Below are 15,633 nucleotides of genomic sequence, written 5' to 3'. Positions count from 1 at the left end.
TGCCAAAGCATCATTATGTTGTAAATGTTTGGCTTTCAGGGCGCAAAGTTACGATTTTTTTAGAAAAAAACATAAAAGTTTGACCTAAAAAACGCTTAATTCTTGGTTATTTAAAAAGAAATGTGTACTTTTGCAGCCCAAAGCGAGGAATAAAATAAACAATAAATAATTAAATAAGATGAAAAGAACATTTCAGCCGCACAACAGAAAGAGAGTGAACAAGCACGGTTTCCGTGAGAGAATGGCTACAAAGAACGGCCGTCGCGTGCTTGCAGCACGTCGTGCAAAAGGGCGTAAAAAGCTTACAGTTTCTGACGAGAACCATGGTAAATAACCAAATGTTCCAAAGAAATTAAACGGGAAATGAGAAAGAAGTAAAGTAATATCTTTGCTTCTTTCTCTTTTTTTTATACCTTTGCAGAAAAACCTACGACATAGATGAAGACAAAAGATTTCTTCGGAAAAATCTTTAGTTTAAGGCTTTGGGCCAACTTCCTTGCAATGTTCCTGGTCGTTGTCCTGCTGTGCTGGGGCGTGAAGATGGGCATCGACATATACACCCATCATGGCGAGAAGATAAAGATACCGGACGTGAGGCATAAGCTCTTTGCCGATGCCGAGCATATCCTCAACGACAGAGGCCTGCAGATTGTTGTCAGCGACACCGGATACGTCAAGACGCTTCCGCCCGACTGTATCCTTGAACAGTCGCCCGAGGCAGGAAGGGAAGTTAAGTCTGGCCGTGTGGTTTATGTCGTCATCAACTCTTCGAGCTCGCCGATGCTGACCGTACCCGACATCATCGACAACTGTTCTTACCGCGAGGCGCGCGCCAAGCTGATGGCAATGGGCTTCAAGGTCGGCCCGACGGAGTTTATCCCGGGCGAGAAAGACTGGGTGTACGGGCTGAAGTCGAAGGGCAAGAGCCTGCGCAACGGACAGAAAGTGTCGGTAAACGACGTGCTCGTGCTTCAGGTGGGAGACGGCATGCGCGACATGAACGACTCGATAATATACGCTGATCCAGATTTCTATTATGACGGCAGTGCCGACTCTACCATGCATCACGACATGGCAGACCCGTCGGTTCAGGGCGTGCAGACGCAGGGAGGCGATGTCGACGAGTTTGAGGTGGTCACCGGTCCGGAATGATGATGGCTGCCATGGCCGTGCGGGTTATGATGCCGCAGGCCTTCTGTAAAATGAGATATTTATATGACAGACAATTATATAGAGGAACTTGAGGACGACGAGCAGCAACAGCTGTATGAGCATCTGCGCATAGTCGTGGACAAGGGACAGATGCCCCTGCGCATCGACAAGTACATGTTCGAGAAGCTGCAGCACACAAGCCGCAACCGCATTCAGCGTGCGGCTGACGCAGGATTCGTGCATGTCAACGACGTTCCGGTGAAGAGCAACTATAAGGTTCGCCCGCTCGACGTCATAACCCTGATGCTCGACCGCCCTCAGTATGACAACACAATAGAGCCCGAGGACATTCCGCTGGATGTGGTCTATGAAGATTCGGAGCTGATAGTGATAAACAAGCCTGCCGGACTTGTTGTCCATCCGGGCTGCGGCAACTATCACGGCACACTGGTCAATGCCATAGCATGGCATCTGCGCGACCTGCCTTCGTATAACCCCAACGACCCAGAAGTGGGCCTCGTTCACCGTATAGACAAGGACACAAGCGGCCTTTTGGTCATTGCCAAGACGCCGGACGCAAAGACAAAGCTCGGCGCACAGTTCTTCAACAAGACTACACACCGCAGCTACAACGCCATGGTGTGGGGCAACTTCACCGAAGATGAAGGGCGCATTGAGGGCAACATCGGCCGCGATCCTAAGGACAGGCTCCGTATGGCGGTGTTCTCGCCCGACTCGGGCATAGGCAAGCATGCCGTAACCCACTACCGCGTGATAGAGCGCTTCGGCTATGTCACTCTGGTTGAGTGTATCCTTGAGACCGGCCGCACCCATCAGATACGTGCCCATATGCGGCATATCGGCCATCCGCTCTTCGGTGATGAGCGCTACGGAGGCACCGTCATACTGCGCGGAAACCGCAGCGGCAGCTACAAGCAGTTTATAGAGAATTGCCTGAAGATATGTCCGCGCCAGGCTCTTCATGCACGCACGCTCGGCTTCGTGCATCCGAAGACCGGCAAGCAGCTCGACTTCACCTCGCAGCTTCCTGCCGACATGGAGCAGCTGATAGGGCGTTGGAGGACTTATATAAACGGAAATGAATTTAAATAAAAATATTGTATGAAGAATTTAAAGAGAACTATTGCCATCGTGTGCGGTGGAGATTCCTCAGAGTATGAGGTTTCATTGCGCTCTGCACAGGGCCTTTACTCTTTTTTTGACAAGGAGCGTTACAATGTGTATATTGTTGTTGTGAGAAGCCTTGACTGGCATGTCAACCTTCCTGACGGCACAACAGCCCGCATTGACCGCAACGATTTCTCATTCATGGAGAATGGTAAACTGGTGCAGTTTGACTATGCTTATATCACCATACACGGCACACCGGGCGAGAACGGCATCATGCAGGGATATTTTGAGCTTGTGCATGTGCCTTATTCAACAAGCAGCGTGCTTGTTGAGGCGCTCACTTTCAACAAGTTTGTGCTTAACCAGTATCTGCGCGGCTACGGCGTAAGAGTGGCCGACAGCCTGCTGATACGCAAGGGATATGAGGAGATTGTAAGCGACGACGAGATAGAGGAGCGCATCGGCATGCCTTGCTTCGTTAAGCCTGCGGCCGACGGCAGCAGTTTCGGAGTGTCGAAGGTGAAGAACAAAGACCAGCTTGCTCCGGCCATACGCAAGGCCATGCTTGAGAGCGAGGATGTGATGGTGGAACGTTACATGGAAGGAACAGAGATATCGATAGGCTGCTACAAGACTCACGACAAGACCGTGGTGCTGCCTGCAACAGAGGTGGTTACGCAGCGCGAGTTCTTCGATTACGACGCCAAGTACAACGGACAGGTGCAGGAGATTACGCCGGCACGCCTCAGTGAGGAGACCACAAAGCGCGTAAACGAGATTACAAGCCAGATTTATGACATACTCCACTGCAACGGTATAATCCGCATCGACTACATCATCAGCCGCGGAAAGGGCAGCGACGGACAGGAGGTTGACAAGGTGAACATGATAGAGATCAACACCACTCCGGGCATGACAGCCACCAGCTTTATTCCGCAGCAGGTTAAGGCTGCCGGCCTTAACATGACGGATGTGCTGACAGACATCGTGGAAAACCAGTTCAGATAAAATTCTGAAACTTTTTAAATATACGGTTAAGAGAGCCGGGATTGAAGGCTCTTTTAACCGTTTTACAGAATAACAATAAAATTTTTTCGTACTATGAAAGTTCCTGTTGAGTTTGACGAGATACGGCCTTTTGAGCCGGAAGAGCTTCCTCAGGCTTATGAAAGGCTGCTGGCCAATCCGCAGTTCAGGAAGGTTATTGAGTTTGTTTTGCCCGGAGTGCCGTTTGAGATGATCGAGAAGAAGATGTACTCGTGCAAGACTAATTTTGAGTTCCAGTTGAATTTTTGCTATGCTTTCTTGCAGAAGCTTGTCGATTCGTTCACGAAGGGCTTCTCTATGGACATTTCGTGCATAAGCGTCGACAGGCGTTACACTTTTGTGAGCAACCACCGCGACATAGTGATCGACCCTGCCTTCCTCGGCAAGGGACTTATCGACAACGGATTCAAGACCACCTGCGAGATAGCCATAGGCGACAACCTGCTGTCGCTGCCGTGGGTGAAAGACCTGGTAAGGGTGGTAAAGTCGTTCATCGTGAAGCGCGGACTGTCGCCCCGCGAGACGCTTGCCGCAAGCAAGGTGATGTCTGACTATATGTACTTTGTGATGGAGCAGAAGCACGACAACATCTGGATTGCACAGCGCGAAGGCCGCGCCAAGGACTCTGACGACCGCACGCAGCCGGCCATACTGAAGATGATGGCCATGGGCGGAGGCAAGGGCAGCGTGGTGGAAAAGCTGAAGAGGCTGCACATTGTGCCGATGGCAATATCGTATGAGCTCGACCCATGCGACTTCCTGAAGGCTCAGGAGTTTCAGCTTAAACGCGACATTGCAGGCTGGAAGAAGTCGGCACAGGACGATGTGGTGAGCATGCAGACCGGAATAACAGGCAACAAGGGCCGCGTGCATTATCATTGTGCGCCGTGCATCGACGAATGGCTCGACACGCTCGACCCCGAAATGCCCAAGACGGAGGTGTTTGACGTCATTGCGGCACACATCGACCACGAGATACACCGCAACTACAGGCTCTATCCGCTCAACTATGTGGCGCTCGACATGCTCGACGGCGGCACGGCTCATGCCGACAAATATACAGACGAGGACAGGGCTGCCTTTGAGAAATATCTTGACGGACAGATGGCCAAAATAAATATTGAGAACAAGGACGAGGCATATCTGCGCGAGCGGATGCTCACGATGTATGCCAATCCGGCCAGGAACTTTATAAAGGCTTCAGAGTGAGAATAAGACGTTTTTTTATGCTGATGCCGCTCGTTGCACTGCTCATGGCGTGCAGCAGCGACAGCTATGACACGGGCGACGGCAGTCTGTCGTATATGGTGGCCGACTTTGTTGAGGCCGAGACCGACGCGTCGGCAAAGGTGGTGAGCATCGTAACCGACCGCGACGAGAGGCTTTGGCTTACGCGGAGCGTGAAGCTCGACTGGGCAGAAAAGCCCGACACGGCTTACCGTTCGCTTATATATTATAATAAGGTGAAGGACGGCAACGGGCAGTATGTGGCCGAGCCGGTGGGCGCGACGCAGGTGCTTACGCCTGCGGTTACGGCAACCGCCGACATAAAGGGAGGCATGAAGACCGACCCCGTGGTGTTCGAGAGTGCATGGAAAAGCCACAACGGCAAATACATCAACCTCGACCTGAGCGTGAAGACCGGCACCGTTGACGGCGAGTACGGCCAGCAGACGGTGGGCATGGCATGCGACGGCATTGACACGCGCACCGACGGCACGCGCCTTGTGCGCCTCACGCTGTATCACGACCAGGCATCAGTGCCCGAATACTATTCGGCCAAGCTCTACATGAGCATCCCCATGGAGTATATCCCCATAGAGCTGTCGGCAGGCGACGAGGTGCAGGTCAGCATTGCCACTTACGGCGGTCAGGTTGTCAAGACCTTTGGTTTTTAACCGGCGACAGGCATAGCTACGACATAAAGAAACATCTCAATAAACACGCTAAAGCGCCCACAGGCATGCAGCCGCTTGCCGGTATCAGCTGCCTGCGGCACGGCTCTTACGCCGGGCATATGGCATCAAGTTTTACGAAAGGCCACCTTTTGGATTCCGAAAGGTGGCCTTTTGCCGTCTAAAAGGTGCCCTTTTGCAGGCTGAAAGACGGTCTTTTGCAACGCGTTGACAGTCAGGCTGTTGCACGCCCCGTTGCAAGGCGCATCATGGACGGATGCAAATTAATTCATGCCGGCATGAAAAAAAGTTAGTTTTTCATGTCACAAACGGCAACGTTCTGCGTACTGATAACAGAAGAAACATTAAAAATAAGATTATGATGAAGTTTAAGTTATATCTGTTTTCGGCAATATTGGCCGTAATGCCGTTCATTTCCGGCGGATGTTCCAACAAGAATGTATCATACGAAGATGCCGGCACCGTGTGGTCAGGCCTGTTCTCAAACCATGATTCAAAGACCGTAAGAAAGACCCTGTCGCTGAAAAACTTCCACGGGATAAACGTTGTGAGCGCTGCCCAGGTGTACTATACGCAAGGCTCTGAATATAAGGTGGAGTTCGAAGGGCGCAGCTGCGACTTTAATAATCTGAGCTTCAAGGTATCTGACGGAATACTTGTTGTTGGCTTCTCGAAGAAAAACAACTGGAAAGACATCGGCTCGCTCAACTGCAAACTTTATATCACGGCTCCGCGCATCGACCGCATAGCATGCAGCGGCTCGTTCTCGTTCAGGGCAAAAACTCTGAAGACCGGCAGTCTGACCGTAAGCAACAGCGGTGCACTCAGGCTGTATGTTAACCAGCTTAAAACCGGCTCGTGCCGCATGTCAAACAGCGGCGCGCTGACAAACAACGGAGTTATAGACGCCGGCTCGTTCGACTTGAGCAACAGCGGAGCCTACAACAGCAGCGCGCAGATGAAGGTTTCAGGCGATATGAGCGTAAGCAACAACGGCTCTAACAGTATCAGTGGCGACATCGAGGCGCGCAATCTGTATTGGAGATGCTATGGTGCTGACAAGTGCGAAATTGGCATTAATGCCAAAAATGTTGATTTCTATATTGACGGTTCAGGGAAAATTAACGGAAAGTTCAAGGGCGACGTGATGAGCATAAAATGCAACGGCGCGGCAAAAGTTAATATGGATGTCGACTGCCTTAGCGTAACCGCCAGCGTAAACGGCAACGGAAACATAGCGCTTTCGGGCACGGCCGACAAGATAGATATAGGCGGCAGCGGCATTTCGAGGATAGACACGAGCCGGCTGAACAACTTTGAATGACATGGCGACTGCATGTCCGGCAATGCCGGCAGATGCCGGTATGCGCAGCGTATAGCCTGCTCATGCGGCAGGAAAGACAGAAAAAGTTTGTTGTTTCATGTCACAAACGGCATAGTTTTGCGTACATATGTCAGAATAGAAACATTAAAAACCTGATTATTATGAAGTTTAAGTTATATTTGTTCTTGGCATTTATTGCCTCAATTCCGCTCATCGCCTGCGGCTGTTCAAACAAGAATATGGCAGTGGAAAATACCGGTGTTAAGCTGCATGACAACTTTAAAAATTCTGATTCCGGAATTATAAAGAAGACCTTGCCGCTGAAAAATTTCCATGGAATAAACGTGGCAAGTTATGCTCAGGTGTACTATACGCAAGGTTCTGAATATAAGGTCGTGTTTGAAGGTCGTGAGAGTGTGTGGAAGGGCTTGAGCTTTGACGTACATGGCGGGATACTTGTCGTAGGATTTTCGAAGGATACTTGTATTAACAGCTTTAACTCTTCATCATGTAATTTGTATATTACAGCTCCGAATATTGACCAGCTTCATACTTCTGGCTTTTTAACTTTTTATGCAAAAAGTTTGAAGACACACATCCTTGCTGTATGCAACAATGGTAATATGGATTTGTTTATTGATAAATTGAAGGCTGACTCATATTCAATTATTAATAATGGATTCATGACAAATAACGGCATATTTGAAGTAGACAAGTTTGCGATGATTAATTACGCTGAATACAAAAGCAAGTCTGATTTGAAGGCCTCATATGATATGAATTTAAACAACAACGGTTCGGTTGATATCAGCGGTGGCATTGACGCACGTAATATATATTGGAATTCTACTGCTATTGATAATTGTAAAGTTGATATTAAGGCCAAAAATGCTGACTTCAATATATCCGGCTCCGGGCAAATAGACGGCAAGTTCAATGGCGACATTATTAGCGTAGAATGCAATGGTGAGGCTAAGATTAATATGGGCGTCGACTGTCGCAGTGTCAGTGCCTGTGTCAACGGTGAAGGGAGTATAACACTTTCGGGCACGGCCGACAAGACAGATATATACGGTAAAGGTGTTTCGAGGGTAGACACGAGCCGGCTTAACAACTTCGACTGACATGGCGACTGCATGTCCGGCAATGCCGGCAGATGCAATGTTTGAGCAAAAATAGTGTTTAGATGACAGCAGACGAATTCGAAAAAGAGGCCCTAAGCCTCAGACCAGCACTTACGGCAATGGCCGCGCGATGGCTCGGTGGCACCGACTGTGCCGAAGACCTCGTGCAGGACGCCATGCTGAAGCTTTGGGCAATGTGTGCCGAGCTGCACAGTCCCATGGCTCCGCTGGCCCGTGTGCTGGTGCATAACCTCTGCATCGACTATCTGCGACGTCATCATTACACGCTGAGCATAGACACTACCGACGTGCCCGACCTCAGTAATGCCTCGGCCGATATCGAGCGGATAGAACGCATGATGGCCATAGTGGGCACGCTGCCGCCTGCGCAGCAGATTATATTGCGCCTGCGCCATATCGACGGCATGTCGATGGCCGACATAGCAAGGCTTACGGGCGGAACCGAAGCTGCGGTGCGCAAGGCACTGAGCAGGGCCCGAATGGCCGTGAAAGAGCAGTATTTGCATAATATGTAACGACTTTATACATAACTACGGATATGAACGAACGTAAGATAAAAGAGATAGAAAGGCTTATCGGAAAATTCTTCGACGGAGAGACGACGCTCAGGGAGGAGCAGCGGCTGTACGAGTTTTTTGCCCGCCGCAGCGTGCCCGCCCGTCTTCAAGGCTATCGCGAAGTGTTTGCCGGCTTTGCCTCTATGCAGGCCGGAGAGCCCCGCCGTCTGAAGTTGCGCCGCGTGCTTATGCGTGTGGCAGCCGCGGCGGCCGTGGCGCTTATAGTGGTGTCTGCCGTGGTGGCTTATGCCGGCTATCGTGAAGACAGGCATCTGGCAAGGCTCTACGGCGGCAGTTATGTCATAGAGAACGGCCACCGCATAGACGACCTCAGCGAGATAAAGGACGACATAGAGAAGGCTCTCGACGATGCCGGACGAATAGAGCGCCGCATCAGTTCGGCAAATGTTGCGGATAATGCGGAGCAGGAGGTGCTCAACAGCATTGACGACCCGTCAGAGCGCAGGCGCATAAGCGAGATGTTGAACGATTAAAAATAATGTAACCATGATACGCAGACTGATTCTAATATTGTTTTTTACCTTAGGCACGCTGCTTGCCGCCATGGCCCAGAACAGCATCGACAGGCAGGTGGAGCGCTATTCGGCGATAGGGCAGAGCAGGTTTACGTCGGCAGTGGAGCGCGATCCGCGCACACGCAGGGTGCAGAAGGTGGTTAAGGTGCTCGAGCTTTATGACAAGGGTGTAAAGGCCCTCATTGATGCGTTCAAGGCTGAATCGTCCAACGGCGACTTCACGGAAAAGCGCGACAGCAAGGGCCTCACGATGATTCTTACCACAAGCCGTCCGCGTCAGAACCGTGTCTATATGCTTAAATGCGACTCGCCTTACAGCTTCGGTGCGCATGCCGGCAGTTACGGACACGCAAAGGTTACGATAATAATAAGATATAAATAAAAAAACGCCCGTGGCCAATGGCTGCGGGCGAATATGTTTCTTTGGCCGCTGTCTTGCGGCAGGCATGCCGGCGTGGCATGCTTATTATGCTTTTGTTACAGTCTGATTAGTCTTACTCTCGACCAGAGATTCTGATTTCTTTATGACCGGCTCCAGGAGCTGTTTATGTCGTTGATGCATCTTATGGCCATGACATATTATGCTCTCGGAGCCGGTCTGGCGTTTGTCTTTCGGCTTCTTCTGCAGGAATCTCCATGCCGCCGCTTCACAAGTTTACTTTATTCTTTCGTTAATAAGAAATTGGTTAAACTGGTCGCGGTATCCGTTGAACACGTTGATGTCCACTTCACCGGTTATTCCGCTAACCCTTCCGTCGGGGCACAGCTGCCAGAACACCAGTCTCACTTCGGGCTTATATTCGCCGTAGCGCGCTATCCACACCATGTAGTCACGCATGAGGTCGGGCGCTTCGGGCAGATATTGGTTCACAAACTGCTGGCTGACATACAGTATGGGCTTCACTCCCGTGCGCTGTCTTACGATGTTTAGCCACGTGCGTATGCGGCTGAACATGGCTGCCGGACCGCCCATGGCCTTTACCTGCGACGGCGTTGGCTCTACGTCGAGCACCGGCGGGAAGTCGCCTTTGCTGAAGCGCGAGTGCTTCAGGAAGAAGTATGCCTGCTTCGATGCCTGCGAAGTGTGCGAGAAGAAGTGGTAGGCGCCGCAGTGTATGCCGTACTTCCGAGCCTGCTGATAGTCGGACAGATAGTATGGATTGCGCACGCTCGTGCCTTCGGTCGACTTTATGTATACGAACGACACGGGGTAGTCTACGGTTCCGCTCACTTTCTTGCGGCTTATTTTCCCAAGGTGTGTTATGCGCACTTTGTTCCAGTGAATGGGATATTTCTTGCGTCCCTTGCCGTGCTGGTAGCGCGATATGTCAATGCCGTAAATCCTTTCGGCCGTGTAGGTCAGGCGCTCGCCGCGGAATTTTCCTGCCTTCCATTCGCCTGTACGGGCTTTTCCGGCAGCGCTCATGGAGCATCCGAAGCCGCTGTAGAGTCCGTCTTTCCAGTTGCCGTTGTAGAAACTGCCGTCCTTGCCGAAGTATATGCCGTGGCCTTCTTCCACCAGTTTGCCGTTAAACTCGCCGATGTAGGTGCCTGCCGAGTCGTTTCTGATGCCTCTGACAAGCGAGTCGGCTCTCCACATACTCGTCACTGTGCGTCCCAGCGAGTCGGTGGTCTGGCCCAGTCCGTCGCGCTTTCCGTCTTTCCATTGTCCGCTGTAGACTATGCTGTCCTTAAATGTCAGCACGCCATAGCCGTTGTATTTGCCGCCCGAAAGTTCTCCGCGGTAGCAGTAGTCGCCGTTCTTCACGACGCCCGTGCCCTCGGGAGTCTTTACCGAGCATGCCGACATGAGCAGCATTGCTGCGGTTGCAGCTATATAAATAAGTTTCTTCATGGCTGCAAGTTTTTAAGTGCTAGGCCGAAGTTTCCCGTGCCTGTTATTCTTCCGTTATAGCTTATGCCCATCATGCGGCCGTCTGACGTATATATGGCAGCCCCGTCTGGAGCCAGCATCGGCGGAATGTCGTGGCGGCTTTTGCCCGTTGCCTTGCCGCTGAATGTGGTCGCCTTTGCCCCATTGACGTCATAGCGGCTTAGCATGCAGCCCGGATATGATGCCACGATGATGCCTCTTTCTGCATCTGTCGCAGGCGTAAACCACTGATGAAGATACGTCGGCGATACATTGTCGGGCGTTTGCTTGTCTGATGTCTGTATTATTCTGAATGGCTTTTCGCTTGCAGGAGTTATCGTGTTGCAGGCTATTCTTACGGTGTGTCCTGCCGTGTCTTTATGCAGCAGGGTGTATTTGCTCACCAGTCTTATGGCTGCATTTTTGCCCGTTTGGGCTTTCCTGATGATTTCCAGGGCTTTTTCGGCCTGTTCTTTCTGCTGTTTCAGTCGTCCGTCAAGATAGGCCATCGTGTTGTATCCGTCGTCGTTTACGTTGTGGACGCTCAGATAGTATCTCAGTTCCTCGTCCTTTTTGCTTAGCGATTTTATAGCACTTTCAAGTCTTTCGGCCGTGTTCTTTATCACGTTTCCGATGTTCTTGTTTGCTGCTGCCAGTGTCTTGTAGGCCATGCTGTCTGGGTCGGTTGTCAGAATCATGCCGTGACACGACGGCATGAAGGCATACTTGTTCACCCAGCAGCCGTTGATTATGCTACGCTTGGTTACCGACGAGTCGGCCGAAAGCATGATGTTGTCAGACATGCAGCTGTCTGTCAGCGCGTCGAACCGTGCCACGGGCTTGCCCGAAACTGTGAGTTCGTAGTAAGACTTGTGCTCAATCAGCGCAGCCCCGCGTTCCATTTTTTTTGTTGAGCGCGGCATTAATGACATGACGTATATAACAACTACAATCGCCACCGGCACTGCCGGCAGCGATTGTAAGATTATACGTGATGTTCGCTTTCTGTTAGTCGATTTCTTCATCAGCCTCGTAGCCTCCCATCTCGCGGATTGCATTCTTCAGCATTGTGTACTGCTTGAACAGGTCGTTTACGGCCTCTTCGCCCTTTGTATAGTCGTGCATAGGACTCTTCAGGTAGAAGCTGAGGAAGCGCTGTATGCCGTAGCGTCCGGCTCTTGCTGCCAGGTCGCTGAGCAGACAGAGGTCGAGCAGCAGCGGAGCTGCAAGGATAGAGTCGCGGCAGAGGAAGTTTATCTTTATCTGCATCGGGTAGCCCATCCATCCGAAGATGTCGATGTTGTCCCATCCTTCCTTGTTGTCGTTGCGTGGAGGATAGTAGTTGATGCGCACCTTGTGGTAGATGTCGCCATACAGGTCAGGCTGTTTGTCGGCTTTGAGTATTGTTTCGAGTGTAGACAGCTTGCTCACCTCCTTTGTGCGGAAGTTCTCGGGCTCGTCGAGCACAAGACCGTCGCGGTTGCCGAGGATGTTGGTTGAGAACCAACCGCTCATTCCGAGGCAGCGTGTACCGATGATAGGAGCAAATCCGCTCTTAACCAGTGTCTGTCCTGTCTTGAAGTCCTTGCCGGCGATAGGCATCTTGGTCTTCTCGGCCATTTCCCACATTGCAGGTATGTCCACAGTTGTGTTAGGAGCACCCATTATGAAGGGAGCGCCCTCTGCGAGTGCGGCGTAGGCATAGCACATAGACGGTGCGATGTGCTCGCGGTCGTCTTCCTTCATTGCTTTTTCAAGAGCGGCGAGCGTGCCGTGTACCGGCTCATATACAGGTACGTAGATTTCGGTAGATGCAGCCCAGATAACAACGATTCTTGCGCAGCCGTTTTTCTCCTTGAACGAGCGTATGTCCTCGCGCAGCTGTTCAACCATTTCCCAGCGTGTGGCAGCGTCTTTCACGTTGTCGCCGTCGAGTCTTTTGGCATAGTTCTTGTCGAAGGCAGCCTTCATCGGAACTATCTGCTCAAGCTCTTCACGCACGGGGTTGATGTCTTTCTCCTTGAGCACCTCGGCATACATTGCTGCCTGATATGCGTTTTGGGGATAAACGTCCCATGTACCGAATACGATGTCGTTGAGGTTAGTAAGCGGAACGATGTCTCCGTATGCGAGATATTTCTTGTTTTCGCCTTTTCCGACGCGTATTTTGTCATACTGTGTCATTGAGCCTACAGGCTTTGCAAGTCCTTTGCGGGCCATCAAAACACCGGTCATGAATGTTGTGGAAACGGCTCCACAACCGACCACTAAAATACCCAGTTTACCTTCTGCAGGTTTTACGTTTGCCATTTCTGTTTCTTTTTAAAAATTTTTATTATTGTTTTTTATAATCAGTTCCTTTCGTTTAAATTGTGCAAATGTAATAAAAACTTTTTATGATTTATTGGTTTTTATATATTTTTGTATACTTTTTGTTGATTTTGCCTTATTATGCCGTAAAAAAGGTATATGCGGTTTGGTTTTTCTTTTGTAATTTTGTGGCGGCATTGAACAATGCTTACAAAAGGCTTTGCCGTTTATGGCATGCCTTTCTTGGGGCACCGGCTGTTTGTGCTGCCATCCAGGCGGCGTCGGTGTCATGCCGCAAGGGGTGTCAGTGGCCCGTTCCGGGCGTCTGACAATGGAGCCCCTGCATAGTTTACACCTTATTATATTATATGTTATGGCTAAATTTAATTTTGACGAGATAGTCGACCGAAGAGGGAGCGACTGTGTTAAATGGGACGAGACAGATGTCGACGGCATGCTGCCGATGTGGGTGGCGGATATGGACTTCCGCACGGCTCCTGCCATAATCGAGGCGCTGCAGCGCCGTGCCGCGCATGGTGTGTTCGGTTATGAGTATGTGCCTCAATCTTATTATGCGGCAGTAGTTGGTTGGTTTGCCCGCCGCCATGGCTGGACTTTCCGTCCCGAATGGATAATTTACACTACGGGAGTGGTGCCGGCAGTGTCGGCTGTCATCAAGGCCGTTACCGTGCCGGGCGACAAAGTGCTGGTTCAGACGCCTGTCTACAACTGCTTCTTCTCGTCTATCCGTAACAACGGATGCATAATAGAGGAGAACAAGCTGGTTTATTCCAACGGAACGTATTCTGTTGATTTTGAAGACTTTGAGCGCCGCGTGGCTGATCCTTCGGTAAAGGCTTTCTTGCTTTGCAACCCTCATAATCCGGCAGGAAGAGTGTGGACGCCCGACGAACTGCGCCGCATGGGCGAAATATGTCTGCGCCACGGAGTGTTCGTTATTGCCGACGAGATACATTGCGACATAGTGATGCCGGGTTATAAGTATACGCCTTTTGCATCGCTGTCTGACGAGTTTCTTGCAAATTCGGCCACATGTACGGCCCCGACCAAGACGTTTAACATTGCCGGACTGCAGATAGCCAACATCATAGCCGCCGATGACACTGTCCGTAAGAAGATCGACCGCGCGATAAATATCAACGAGGTGTGCGATGTCGGTCCATTTGGCGTGGTGGCTCTTCAGGCTGCATATAATGAGAGCGAAGGCTGGCTCGACGAGCTTTTGCCGTATATCAAGTCTAATTATGATTACCTTTGCGACTTCTTTGCTGCCCATATGCCTATGCTTAAGGTGCTTCGGCTTGAGGGCACTTATCTCGTTTGGGTAGACTGCACGGCGCTTGGCCGCACGTCTTCAGACATTATCAGCGAACTGAAGGACGGCGAAAAGCTGTGGCTTAACGGCGGAGATATTTATGGAGAAACCGACCGGCCGTTTGTCCGCATAAACATAGCTTGCCCGAGAGCAACGCTTGTTGACGGACTTAACCGCCTGTTACATTATGTAGAGCGCATCGTTAAATGATGCGCTCTTTTTGTATATGTTCATGGACTTTTGGCGTTTCTTTTTCCTGTTTGCGTAAGTTTCAGAAAGGGCAGCTTTTCTTTCCTTTTTCAAAAGGTATGCTTTTGCGTTCCGTTTGATATCCTTTTAGCGTGTAAAAGGTATGCTTTTGTCCCCTAAAAGGTGCCCTTTTGCAGACGGCTGGATGATATATATGTTTTGTGTCGGGCGTATAGCCGGCTTTAAAAGCCTATAACGTCCATTCTGTCAGCGTTTTATGGCGTTGCTGGCTGCCCGTATGGCTTGCCGCACAGCCTTGCATTTATCCTGCCGTTCATGAATATATCTGCTCCATGACAGGCCTTCCCGTAACCGACTGGCAGTTTTCTTCCTTTGGAATTCAAACGCCTTTAAATTCTGCCATCGGTCTTTGGTTTTTGCCATTAGCGTATAATTTTCATCCATCTTTGCCGGTCTTATTTCCCGTTCCTGTGTCATAAGTCAGCTTATTTCTTTTGTAAAATATAATAATGTGAATGGCGTAAGAATCACACTTAATATGTAAACGGATGTTAAAATGAATCTAAAATTAAAACTTTTTTCAGAAAACATTTGGCGGTTTGGTGAAAACCCCGTACTTTTGCATCCGCTTTTGAGAGCTGACGCTCCCTGGGCACTGAAGAAAGAGATCTTTGAGATACTGAAATATACAGAGACAAGAGTAGTACAAGAAACATCCTGCGGATATGATCTGCAGGGAGGGTAAAGAATGAAAACCGTTCAATTTCTGCCGTGATATATATAATATGTATACGCGGTCAAATACTACCGGATGGCGTTCTGAGCGACAGACTAACTGACAGGGCCTTCGTGCCTGTGTCACATTATAAAGAAATTTTACAGTGGAGAGTTTGATCCTGGCTCAGGATGAACGCTAGCTACAGGCTTAACACATGCAAGTCGCGGGGCAGCATGAAGTCAGCTTGCTGACTTTGATGGCGACCGGCGCACGGGTGAGTAACGCGTATCCAACCTGCCTGTTACCACGGCACAGCCCGTCGAAAGGCGGATTAATGCCGTATGTGGTCCTTTGCGGGCATCTAATTAGGACTAAAGG

General features: G+C 50.4%; 17 protein-coding genes and 1 rRNA gene. 15 read left to right on the top strand and 3 right to left on the bottom strand.

The window, feature by feature from the left end:
- Positions 1-178: 178 nt before the first annotated feature.
- From rpmH to EJL04_RS15420, 11 genes are all read left to right on the top strand, one after another.
- Positions 179-334 (top strand): 50S ribosomal protein L34, encoded by a 156-nt coding sequence (gene rpmH / locus EJL04_RS15470; RefSeq protein WP_021854819.1) that lies wholly within the window; start codon positions 179-181, stop codon positions 332-334.
- Between the two features lie 104 nt (positions 335-438).
- Complete coding sequence (locus tag EJL04_RS15465) at positions 439-1,152, top strand: PASTA domain-containing protein (protein WP_021854818.1); 714 nt, start codon at positions 439-441, stop codon at positions 1,150-1,152.
- 63 nt (positions 1,153-1,215) lie between these two features.
- Positions 1,216-2,265, top strand: a complete 1,050-nt coding sequence (locus EJL04_RS15460) for an RluA family pseudouridine synthase (protein WP_021854817.1) — start codon at positions 1,216-1,218, stop codon at positions 2,263-2,265.
- A 9-nt stretch (positions 2,266-2,274) separates the two neighbouring features.
- Complete coding sequence (locus EJL04_RS15455) at positions 2,275-3,291, top strand: D-alanine--D-alanine ligase (protein ID WP_021854816.1); 1,017 nt, start codon at positions 2,275-2,277, stop codon at positions 3,289-3,291.
- A gap of 93 nt (positions 3,292-3,384) precedes the next feature.
- Positions 3,385-4,539: a 1-acyl-sn-glycerol-3-phosphate acyltransferase gene (locus EJL04_RS15450; protein WP_125105590.1), complete on the top strand. Its 1,155-nt coding sequence runs from the start codon at positions 3,385-3,387 to the stop codon at positions 4,537-4,539.
- Positions 4,536-5,228 (top strand): NigD1/NigD2 family lipoprotein, encoded by a 693-nt coding sequence (locus EJL04_RS15445; RefSeq protein WP_125105589.1) that lies wholly within the window; start codon positions 4,536-4,538, stop codon positions 5,226-5,228. Before EJL04_RS15450 ends, EJL04_RS15445 begins: the two co-directional genes overlap by 4 nt.
- Before the next feature lie 376 nt (positions 5,229-5,604).
- Complete coding sequence (locus EJL04_RS15440) at positions 5,605-6,570, top strand: GIN domain-containing protein (protein WP_164511802.1); 966 nt, start codon at positions 5,605-5,607, stop codon at positions 6,568-6,570.
- A 161-nt stretch (positions 6,571-6,731) separates the two neighbouring features.
- Positions 6,732-7,694 carry a GIN domain-containing protein gene (locus EJL04_RS15435; protein ID WP_164511801.1) on the top strand — a complete coding sequence of 321 codons (963 nt, stop codon included), beginning with the start codon at positions 6,732-6,734 and terminating at the stop codon, positions 7,692-7,694.
- A gap of 62 nt (positions 7,695-7,756) precedes the next feature.
- On the top strand, positions 7,757-8,230 hold the full coding sequence (locus tag EJL04_RS15430) for an RNA polymerase sigma factor (RefSeq protein WP_125105586.1): 474 nt from the start codon (positions 7,757-7,759) through the stop codon (positions 8,228-8,230).
- A gap of 23 nt (positions 8,231-8,253) precedes the next feature.
- Positions 8,254-8,766, top strand: a complete 513-nt coding sequence (locus EJL04_RS15425; protein WP_053398429.1) for a hypothetical protein — start codon at positions 8,254-8,256, stop codon at positions 8,764-8,766.
- A 13-nt stretch (positions 8,767-8,779) separates the two neighbouring features.
- Complete coding sequence (locus EJL04_RS15420; RefSeq protein ID WP_125105585.1) at positions 8,780-9,190, top strand: DUF5024 domain-containing protein; 411 nt, start codon at positions 8,780-8,782, stop codon at positions 9,188-9,190.
- Positions 9,191-9,463: 273 nt separating this feature from the next.
- On the opposite strand, the gene EJL04_RS15415 is transcribed toward EJL04_RS15420, so the two are convergent.
- From EJL04_RS15415 to EJL04_RS15405, 3 genes are all read right to left on the bottom strand, one after another.
- Complete coding sequence (locus EJL04_RS15415) at positions 9,464-10,663, bottom strand: GH25 family lysozyme (RefSeq protein ID WP_021854808.1); 1,200 nt, start codon at positions 10,661-10,663, stop codon at positions 9,464-9,466.
- The gene (locus EJL04_RS15410; protein ID WP_125105584.1) at positions 10,660-11,583 is read right to left on the bottom strand and encodes a hypothetical protein; all 924 of its coding nucleotides are present in this window, start codon (positions 11,581-11,583) and stop codon (positions 10,660-10,662) included. The genes EJL04_RS15415 and EJL04_RS15410 overlap by 4 nt, the downstream gene beginning before the upstream one ends.
- A 106-nt stretch (positions 11,584-11,689) precedes the next feature.
- Entirely contained in the window at positions 11,690-12,991 is a 1,302-nt protein-coding gene (locus tag EJL04_RS15405) for an inositol-3-phosphate synthase (RefSeq protein WP_021854806.1), read from the bottom strand.
- An 86-nt stretch (positions 12,992-13,077) separates the two neighbouring features.
- Here EJL04_RS15405 and EJL04_RS15400 point away from each other — a divergent pair, with 86 nt between their 5' ends.
- The 4 genes from EJL04_RS15400 to EJL04_RS15385 all read left to right on the top strand — a co-directional run.
- Complete coding sequence (locus EJL04_RS15400) at positions 13,078-13,320, top strand: hypothetical protein (RefSeq protein WP_125105583.1); 243 nt, start codon at positions 13,078-13,080, stop codon at positions 13,318-13,320.
- Positions 13,321-13,364: 44 nt separating this feature from the next.
- Positions 13,365-14,537 carry a MalY/PatB family protein gene (locus tag EJL04_RS15395; RefSeq protein WP_125105582.1) on the top strand — a complete coding sequence of 391 codons (1,173 nt, stop codon included), beginning with the start codon at positions 13,365-13,367 and terminating at the stop codon, positions 14,535-14,537.
- Positions 14,538-15,093: 556 nt separating this feature from the next.
- Entirely contained in the window at positions 15,094-15,282 is a 189-nt protein-coding gene (locus EJL04_RS15390) for a hypothetical protein (protein ID WP_125105581.1), read from the top strand.
- 133 nt (positions 15,283-15,415) lie between these two features.
- Positions 15,416-15,633 (top strand): 16S ribosomal RNA (locus tag EJL04_RS15385); the annotation flags it as partial.

Origin of the sequence: Prevotella marseillensis (assembly GCF_900625065.1) — a bacterium.
Classification (GTDB): Bacteria; Bacteroidota; Bacteroidia; order Bacteroidales; family Bacteroidaceae; genus Prevotella; species Prevotella rara.
The sequence above is the reverse complement of the archived record's forward strand: the minus strand, read 5'-3'. Positions and strand labels throughout refer to the sequence as shown.

Excerpts from the sequence above, each read along its gene's own strand:
- EJL04_RS15435 (WP_164511801.1), top strand. The coding sequence starts at position 6,732 with ATGAAGTTTAAGTTATATTTGTTCTTGGCATTTATTGCCTCAATTCCG.
- EJL04_RS15410 (WP_125105584.1), bottom strand. The coding sequence starts at position 11,583 with ATGGAACGCGGGGCTGCGCTGATTGAGCACAAGTCTTACTACGAACTC.
- EJL04_RS15400 (WP_125105583.1), top strand. The coding sequence starts at position 13,078 with ATGATTTATTGGTTTTTATATATTTTTGTATACTTTTTGTTGATTTTG.
- EJL04_RS15455 (WP_021854816.1), top strand. The coding sequence starts at position 2,275 with ATGAAGAATTTAAAGAGAACTATTGCCATCGTGTGCGGTGGAGATTCC.
- EJL04_RS15465 (WP_021854818.1), top strand. The coding sequence starts at position 439 with ATGAAGACAAAAGATTTCTTCGGAAAAATCTTTAGTTTAAGGCTTTGG.
- EJL04_RS15395 (WP_125105582.1), top strand. The coding sequence starts at position 13,365 with ATGGCTAAATTTAATTTTGACGAGATAGTCGACCGAAGAGGGAGCGAC.
- EJL04_RS15405 (WP_021854806.1), bottom strand. The coding sequence starts at position 12,991 with ATGGCAAACGTAAAACCTGCAGAAGGTAAACTGGGTATTTTAGTGGTC.
- EJL04_RS15450 (WP_125105590.1), top strand. The coding sequence starts at position 3,385 with ATGAAAGTTCCTGTTGAGTTTGACGAGATACGGCCTTTTGAGCCGGAA.
- EJL04_RS15440 (WP_164511802.1), top strand. The coding sequence starts at position 5,605 with ATGATGAAGTTTAAGTTATATCTGTTTTCGGCAATATTGGCCGTAATG.
- EJL04_RS15390 (WP_125105581.1), top strand. The coding sequence starts at position 15,094 with ATGAATCTAAAATTAAAACTTTTTTCAGAAAACATTTGGCGGTTTGGT.
- EJL04_RS15425 (WP_053398429.1), top strand. The coding sequence starts at position 8,254 with ATGAACGAACGTAAGATAAAAGAGATAGAAAGGCTTATCGGAAAATTC.
- EJL04_RS15420 (WP_125105585.1), top strand. The coding sequence starts at position 8,780 with ATGATACGCAGACTGATTCTAATATTGTTTTTTACCTTAGGCACGCTG.
- rpmH (WP_021854819.1), top strand. The coding sequence starts at position 179 with ATGAAAAGAACATTTCAGCCGCACAACAGAAAGAGAGTGAACAAGCAC.
- EJL04_RS15415 (WP_021854808.1), bottom strand. The coding sequence starts at position 10,663 with ATGAAGAAACTTATTTATATAGCTGCAACCGCAGCAATGCTGCTCATG.
- EJL04_RS15460 (WP_021854817.1), top strand. The coding sequence starts at position 1,216 with ATGACAGACAATTATATAGAGGAACTTGAGGACGACGAGCAGCAACAG.
- EJL04_RS15430 (WP_125105586.1), top strand. The coding sequence starts at position 7,757 with ATGACAGCAGACGAATTCGAAAAAGAGGCCCTAAGCCTCAGACCAGCA.